8 protein-coding genes are annotated in these 7649 nt (G+C 55.2%); 1 reads left to right on the top strand and 7 read right to left on the bottom strand.

The window, feature by feature from the left end; translation table 11 throughout:
* On the top strand, positions 1-820 hold an 820-nt coding region (locus tag ACLQ7H_RS18025), incomplete at its 5' end, for a LacI family DNA-binding transcriptional regulator (RefSeq protein WP_411753841.1).
* Here ACLQ7H_RS18025 and ACLQ7H_RS18020 read toward each other — a convergent pair.
* From ACLQ7H_RS18020 to ACLQ7H_RS17990, 7 genes are all read right to left on the bottom strand, one after another.
* Entirely contained in the window at positions 805-1029 is a 225-nt protein-coding gene (locus tag ACLQ7H_RS18020) for a zinc ribbon domain-containing protein (protein ID WP_411753840.1), read from the bottom strand. The two genes, ACLQ7H_RS18025 and ACLQ7H_RS18020, sit on opposite strands and share 16 nt — an antisense overlap.
* Positions 1030-1042: 13 nt before the next feature.
* A complete protein-coding gene (locus ACLQ7H_RS18015) occupies positions 1043-1999 on the bottom strand; it encodes an AEC family transporter (RefSeq protein ID WP_411753839.1) in 957 nt (318 codons plus the stop codon).
* Positions 2000-2103: 104 nt separating this feature from the next.
* Positions 2104-3591, bottom strand: a complete 1488-nt coding sequence (der, locus tag ACLQ7H_RS18010) for a ribosome biogenesis GTPase Der (RefSeq protein WP_411753838.1) — start codon at positions 3589-3591, stop codon at positions 2104-2106.
* Positions 3592-3835: 244 nt separating this feature from the next.
* Positions 3836-5017, bottom strand: a complete 1182-nt coding sequence (bamB, locus tag ACLQ7H_RS18005; RefSeq protein ID WP_411753837.1) for an outer membrane protein assembly factor BamB — start codon at positions 5015-5017, stop codon at positions 3836-3838.
* Positions 5018-5028: 11 nt separating this feature from the next.
* The gene (locus tag ACLQ7H_RS18000; RefSeq protein WP_411753836.1) at positions 5029-5649 is read right to left on the bottom strand and encodes a YfgM family protein; all 621 of its coding nucleotides are present in this window, start codon (positions 5647-5649) and stop codon (positions 5029-5031) included.
* A 13-nt stretch (positions 5650-5662) separates the two neighbouring features.
* Positions 5663-6937, bottom strand: a complete 1275-nt coding sequence (gene hisS / locus ACLQ7H_RS17995; RefSeq protein ID WP_411753835.1) for a histidine--tRNA ligase — start codon at positions 6935-6937, stop codon at positions 5663-5665.
* A 193-nt stretch (positions 6938-7130) separates the two neighbouring features.
* Positions 7131-7649, bottom strand: a 519-nt coding sequence (locus ACLQ7H_RS17990) for a flavodoxin-dependent (E)-4-hydroxy-3-methylbut-2-enyl-diphosphate synthase (protein ID WP_411753834.1), incomplete at its 5' end; no start/stop codon positions are given.

The raw sequence follows: 7649 nt of genomic DNA, 5'->3' as shown, positions 1-7649 counted from the left end.
CGTGAGAGTCCGCTACTGCGGGCTGGAGGAGCAGCATAGCGACAGCACGCTGTTTCTGGAAAAGATGAACGACCCGCAAACTGAAGCGGTGCTGATCATCGGCATCGACGATGAACATATCCATACGTTAGCCGCCGACCTGAATAAACCCTGCATCCTGATTAACTGCACAGACCACCAGATGCGCCTTGACAGCGTATCCCCGGATCATCAGCTGATTGGCGAATATTCTGCCAATTATCTGTTCCAGCAGGGCCACAACCGGATCCTCAATCTGCAATGTCTGCGGCGCAATACTATGGAGCTGCGGCTGGCGGGGATCAAACAGGCCTATATGCGGCACAATATTCCCTTCGATGACGGCCAGCATCTCATCACCACTTCCGGCTTCGGCAGCGAAGAAGCCGAGCAGGCCATCACGACCTTTATCAACAGCGTTACCGATCGGGCACAATTGCCGACGGCGATCCTGGCAGGGGGTGATTATATGGCGGTGGGTGCCGTTAATTCGCTAAAGAAAATGCATATCAACGTGCCGGGGCATATTTCGGTGATGAGTACGGATGGCTTTAATCTGGCGGAGATCCACGACGTGCCGCTGACCTCGGTTCACGTTCCTCGTGATGAGCTGGGTGCAGAGGCCATCGCACTGTTGCAACGCCGTATGTTGCGCCCGGATGCGCCACCCAGCAATATGCTGTTGCACGGGCGCTTGACGGTACGGGCCTCGGTAAAACGCCTCAGCCAAAACAAGGTGTCGCCAGCGGTCAGCACACACGACCACCGGCTCTACGATGCATGGGGTCATGCAACCGGTTGATAGCTGAACTTCACCCGCTTTTTGGAGATCAGCCCGTGGCCATGCTGGCAGAGATAATCAACGGCGCCACAGGCTTTCAGTTCTTGCAACGGGTGCCCGCAGTCTGGGCATTCGGCAAGCTGCCGGTAATCGCTATTACAGCCGTCACAATGATAGTGGCCATTCAACCAGCGCATCGGCTGAGCACAAACCGGACATAAGGCGTCCATCTTTCCTCCAGGTTTAAATCACGCCCCACGAGCGCAAGAAAGAGATCCCCAACGCGGTGGTAAAGAAGGATCCCACGGTAGTGATCGCAATAATATTGGCGGCCAACGTCGCGTTGCCCCCCATGGCGCGCGTCATCACATAGCTGCCGGAGGCGGTTGGCGTTGCCGAGAACATAAAAATAATGCCGAGCGTAGCGCCCTCGAAACCGCAAAGCCAACCCCCTAACGTCATCAGCACCGGTACCAAAAACAGTTTAGCCGCCGACGACAACGCCGCGACGTTGGAAGAACGGAACATTGCACGCAGATCGAGGCTGGCCCCGGTACACAGCAAGGCCAGCGGTAATGACAGGCCTGAGATATAGCTACCGGTCTGTTTGAGCACTGGCGCAATCCCCAGCCCGGTCTGCGCATAGGCCAGGCCACTCAGCAGCCCGAGGATCAGCGGGTTGGTTACGATGCTGCGCAGCAATGACAGATGTTTGATCTTCTGTCCGTTGCCGCCTTGCAGGCTGCGCGTCAGGGTAATGACCGACAGCACGTTAAACAGGATCACCGTCACGGTCAGATACAGCGAGGCAATCGCGACCCCCTCATCGCCGTAGGCGGTCATGGCATAAGCCAGGCCGACAATCGCGGTATTCGCCCGGAATCCCCCCTGCACGAACACGCCTCGCTCGCGGGGTTCTTTCACCAGCCACTTGGCTGCGATCTCCAGCAGCAGGAAGGTCGCTATCGTCCCCACCGCACCGTAGATCACCAATGCAAAATTATCGCGCAGCTGCGGATGGTTGGTGGCGATGCTGAAGAACAACAGGCAGGGCAGCGCCAGATTAAATACCAGCTTGGTGGCCCCATCGATAAAGCGATCGTCCATCAAACGCCAGTGGCGCAGCAAGATCCCCAGCAACATCATCAATAAGTTGGGCACGGTGACGCTAAAGGCAAAACTCCAGGTTTCCCAGGACATGAGGTTCCTTTGCAGGGTCGGTGAAGAAGTAAGATTGGCAGATAATAGAACGGTTTAAGCAGGATAAAAATAGGGCGCGGTATCAATTCCACGCCCTACGATGATTATTTTGACTTCTTCAGGTGGCTCATCAAGCGCTTGCGCTTGCGCATCTGGTTTGGCGTCAAGGTGTTGCGCTTACCCGCAAACGGGTTCTCGCCCTCTTTGAACTGGATGCGGATCGGCGTTCCCATCACTTTGAGTGAGCGACGGAAGTAGTTCATCAGATAGCGTTTGTAGGAGTCAGCCAGATCGGATACCTGGTTGCCGTGGATCACCACTATAGGCGGGTTATAACCCCCGGCGTGCGCGTATTTCAGCTTCACGCGGCGGCCACGCACCAACGGCGGCTGGTGGTCTTCGGCAGCCATCTGCATGATCTTGGTGAGCATCGAGGTGTTAACACGACGAGTGGCACACTCATAGGCTTCGTTCACAGATTCGAACAGGTTACCCACACCGCTGCCGTGCAACGCAGAGATAAAGTGCACACGCGCGAAATCGACAAAGCCCAGGCGTAGATCGAGCATCTCTTTCACGTGATCGCGATCTTCCTCACTCATGCCGTCCCACTTGTTGACCGCAATCACCAGTGAGCGCCCACTATTGAGAATAAAGCCCAGCAGCGACAGATCCTGATCGGAAATGCCTTCGCGGGCGTCAACCACCAGCAGCACTACGTTGGCATCTTCAATCGCCTGCAGCGTTTTGATCACCGAGAATTTCTCTACGGTTTCGGTAACCTTGCCGCGCTTACGCACCCCGGCGGTGTCGATCAGCACGTATTCGCGCTCGTCACGTACCATCGGAATGTAAATGCTGTCGCGAGTGGTGCCTGGCATATCAAACACGACGACACGTTCTTCACCGAGGATACGGTTAGTGAGCGTTGACTTACCTACGTTAGGGCGGCCAACTATCGCCAGTTTGATCGGCAGATCCTGCGGATTGAAGTCGTCTTCCGGATCTTCATATTCGCCTTCGGCCAGCTCACCGCTCTGCTCGGCCCAATAGGCGGCATTGGCTTCTTCTTCGGTCAGCTCGACTTCTTCTGGTTTTTCCGGAATGAACGGCACCAGCACGTGCTCAATCAGCTGCGTGACGCCACGGCCATGGGAAGCGGCAATCGCATAGACATCGCCCAAGCCCAGAGAATAGAAATCTGCCGTCGCCGTGTCCGGATCCATGCCATCGGTTTTGTTGGCAACCAGGAACGTCGCTTTCTGGCGATTACGCAAATGCTGGGCAATTCCCTGATCGGCAGGCATCAGCCCGGCACGGGCATCGACCATAAACAGCACGATGTCGGCCTCTTCGATCGCCAACAGCGACTGACCGGCCATACGCGTTTCAACGCCATCTTCCGTCCCGTCAATACCCCCGGTATCGACGATAATAAATTCATTGCCCTCTACTTCAGCACGACCATACTTGCGGTCTCGCGTTAGCCCGGGGAAATCCGCCACCAGCGCATCGCGCGTCTGTGTTAAACGGTTAAACAAGGTGGATTTACCGACATTCGGGCGCCCGACCAGCGCAACGACAGGTATCATGTTGAAGCCTCATTACTTAATAATCAATGCGTTACTATGCAGCGCAATAGACAGCAGCGGCATAGCTTAAAAATACGAAACGGCTCCTGACGTCAGGAGCCGTTATCCCATTACCCGTCGTCTTTCAAGCTGCAGCGTTGTTATTGCCTAGCTGCAACTCGAAATCCATAGGGTAAGACCTGTCAAACGGCGGGTGTAGTAAATATCACTAACCGCAATTTGCGATCTATTGGGGTTAAAACTGTTAGCGAGTGAAGGCGTAAACCTTGCCGCCACGCGCCTGGATCAGCAGTTTGTCACCGGCCACAATGGGCGCGGACAGGAAGCCGGAGCTATCCACTTTTTGCTGAGCCACAAAACGGCCATCGGTGGTATTAATCCAGTGCAGATAACCTTCAGCATCGCCGACGACCAGGTAGCCGTTATACAGCGTTGGTGGGGTCAGGTTACGGTGCAGCAGATCGCTCTGACGCCACAGGTTAACACCACCTTCGGTATTCATCGCCACCACACGGTCATCCTGATCGACCACATAGATACGGCCTGCATCAACGATAAAATCGTTCACCGAACCCATATCACGTTTCCACATGATTTGGCCGGAACGCAGATCGAGCGCCGTCATGTTGCCATTGTAACCCAATGCATAGACCACGTTGTCAACAATCACCGGCGTGGTGTCTACGTCGTTCAGGCGATCGATCTCGGTCGCACCGCTTGGCTGGGAAATACGCTGCTGCCAGATCAACTGGCCCTGCTGCATCAGCACGGCACTGACGCGACCGTTGTCACCGCCAACTACCGCTGCACCAAAGGCCGTTGCCGGAGCAGACTCACCACGCAGTGACAGTGAAGGGATATCCAGGTTGACCGTCCACTTGATGGCACCATCAGACTCGTTCAACGCTTGCAGCTGACCGTTAGTGGTATGGACCAGCACCAGACCCTCGGCGACCACCGGGCGGGAAATTGCTTCACCCGCTACCTTGGTTTGCCAGGCGACTTTACCGTCTTCGGTATTCAGCGCATACACCACTGCTTTCTCACTACCAACGTACACGTTGGAACCAGAGACCGTCAGGCCGCCAGAAAGCAGCGCCGGCAGGTTACTGGAGAAGAAGCCGGTTCTCTCGGAGAGATCCGCCTTCCATTTTTCTTTACCATCGGCCAAGTCCATCGCTTTCACCGTACCGCGACGATCGGCAGCATAAACGGTGCTGTCCTGATAAGCCGGACGCAGGTGAGAGTAGTACTCACCAATGCCATCACCGACCGACGTGCTCCACGCTTTGTTCGGCGTGAACTGATTTTCAACCTTTGGCAGCGGCGACATGGTAACCACGTCTTCTTCGCCACTAAACAGCGAACAACCACTCAGCAAAGTCACGGAAACCAGTCCGACCAAGAGTGTTTTACGCAATTGCATGGGAATTCCCCTTAGCTGGACAAGTTATTCAATTTCATGCGCATTACTGCCGCAAGCGCCTGAGAAGCATTGGATTCGATGCCTTTGCTGTAGGCTTCGCGCGCACCTTTGCTGTCGCCTTTGGCCAACAGCACGTCGCCGCGTACGTCTTGCATCATTGCCATCCAACCTTCGCCTTTCACGCCATCCAGCGTTTTCAGCGCTTCATCCAGCTTTTTCTCTTGCATCTGAATTCGAGCCAGACGCAGGTTGACCAACGCCAGCAGGTTTTCATCTTTGGCATGGCCCTGTGCCACCACCAGTTGCTGTTCTGCCTTGGCAAAGTCACCTTGTTCTGCAAAGTGTTTAGCCAAATCCAGAGCCGCGAACACGCCGTAGCTGTTATCGTTCGCCTGGATAAACTTCTCTGCCGTCGCCACGTCTTCGGCTTTACCCGATGCCAGGGCAACGTTAGCCTGTTGATAAGACTGTGAGGCCGCCATCATGCTGGAGGTCTGGTTGCTCTGCCAATAGCGCCAACCAACCAGGGCACCAATACCGAGCACCACACCCACAACCAAAGCTTTACCGTTTTCGGCAAAAAAGTTGCGCACGGCGTCAAGCTGTTCGTTTTCAGTGGTATAGACTTCCACGGTGTCATTCTCCTTAACCTAACATCAAAGCCAGACGCGCAGCGATTTCGCTTTGCGCCAGCGTTTCTTGTTCACCACTGCGCAGGTCTTTAATCACCACCTGCTGTGCTGCGACTTCGTTCTCACCCAGGATCAGGGCGATACGAGCGCCCCACTTATCCGCACGGGTGATCTGCTTTTTAAAGTTGCCGCCGCCATAGTTGGTCATCAATTTAATCTGCGGTGCAGCATCACGAACCTGCTCTGCCAGCAACATGGCCGCACTCTGGGTACCCGCCCCGCTCGATATGACGTACACATCGATGGTGGCCGGTGCCTTGAAGTCCGGATTAACCGCCTGAACCAGCAGCACCAGACGCTCCAGCCCCATGGCAAAACCCACGCCAGGGGTAGCACGCCCACCCAGTTGCTCAACCAGACCGTCGTAACGGCCGCCGGCACACACGGTGCCCTGAGCGCCCAGGCTGGTGGTCACCCACTCAAACACCGTGCGATTGTAATAATCCAGGCCGCGCACCAGGCGCTCGTTAACGGTATATGGGATACCAGCCTGAGCTAAAAGTTCACATAGCCCGGCAAAGTGGGCTTTGGACTCTTCATCCAGATACTCGGAAAGACGCGGCGCATCGTTAAGCAGGGTTTGCACTTCTGGATTTTTAGAATCCAGCACGCGCAGCGGGTTGCTGTACATGCGGCGCTTGCAGTCTTCGTCGAGCTTTTCCTGATGCTGTTCCAGGAAAGCCACCAGAGCGTCACGATAGTTGGCGCGAGCGTCCAGTGAACCGATGGAGTTCAGCTCAAGATTAACGTGTTCGGCAATACCCAGCGCTTTCCACCAGCGGGCGGTCAGCAGGATCAGCTCGGCGTCAATATCCGGGCCTTGCAGGCCAAATACCTCTGCACCTAACTGATGGAACTGGCGGTAACGGCCTTTTTGTGGACGTTCGTAACGGAACATCGGGCCGATATACCACAGACGCTGTTCCTGATTGTACAGCAGACCATGTTCGATACCGGCGCGTACGCAGCCAGCCGTCCCTTCCGGGCGCAGCGTCAGGCTTTCGCCGTTGCGGTCCTCGAAGGTATACATCTCTTTTTCCACGACGTCGGTCACTTCACCGATGGCGCGTTTAAATAACGGGGTCTGCTCTACAATCGGCAACCGGATTTCGCTATAGCCATAGCCGCTCAGCACCTGCTTGAGTGTGCCTTCAATGCGCTGCCACAGTGCCGTTTCTTCCGGCAGGTAATCGTTCATGCCGCGAATGGCTTGAATGTTTTTTGCCACGTGAGTTCTCTGTCCGTTTATAGAAAATGGATCCGATTATAGGGACTTTGCCACCCGCTATTCAACGCAGATGCGCAGTCTAGCCCTCGGATTATTAATCAGCGGGCCAAATACCCGCCATACCCGTCGCCTTTCAAGCTACAGCGTTGTTATCTGCACTAGCTGTAACTTGAAATTCTTAGGGTATCTCTTTTTACTTTTCCAGAAGATTGATCGAAATGCGCTTGGATTCGTCCATCATGGCCGCTTTAGCCCGGATCTTCGCTTCCAACTGGTCAATCATCTGTTCGTTATCAAAACGCTCTTTCTGGCGCACACCGTCTTCGTAGAAGCCACTCTTCTTGTGCCCACCGGTTACCCCAATGGTAGACACCAGGGCTTCGCCCGGCCCATTCACCACACAACCGATAATGGACACATCCATCGGGGTAATGAGGTCTTCCAGGCGCTGTTCCAACGCATTGACGGTGCCAATGACGTCAAACTCCTGACGTGAACAGGTTGGGCAGGCAATGAAGTTGATACCACGGGCGCGGATGCGCAAGGACTTCAGGATATCAAAGCCAACTTTCACTTCTTCAACCGGATCCGCCGCCAGCGAAATGCGCAGCGTATCGCCGATCCCTTCCGACAGCAGCATGCCCAGGCCAATGGCTGATTTCACTGAGCCACTGCGTGCTCCGCCCGCCTCGGTGATACCAAGGTGCAAGGG

Origin of the sequence: Serratia sp. (in: enterobacteria) (genome assembly GCF_046715635.1) — a bacterium.
Classification (GTDB): Bacteria; Pseudomonadota; Gammaproteobacteria; order Enterobacterales; family Enterobacteriaceae; genus Chania.
Note: the sequence above shows the minus strand (reverse complement) of the source record. Positions and strands in the feature narration are given on the sequence as shown.

Excerpts from the sequence above, each read along its gene's own strand:
- ACLQ7H_RS18020 (WP_411753840.1), bottom strand. The coding sequence starts at position 1,029 with ATGGACGCCTTATGTCCGGTTTGTGCTCAGCCGATGCGCTGGTTGAAT.
- ACLQ7H_RS18015 (WP_411753839.1), bottom strand. The coding sequence starts at position 1,999 with ATGTCCTGGGAAACCTGGAGTTTTGCCTTTAGCGTCACCGTGCCCAAC.
- der (WP_411753838.1), bottom strand. The coding sequence starts at position 3,591 with ATGATACCTGTCGTTGCGCTGGTCGGGCGCCCGAATGTCGGTAAATCC.
- bamB (WP_411753837.1), bottom strand. The coding sequence starts at position 5,017 with ATGCAATTGCGTAAAACACTCTTGGTCGGACTGGTTTCCGTGACTTTG.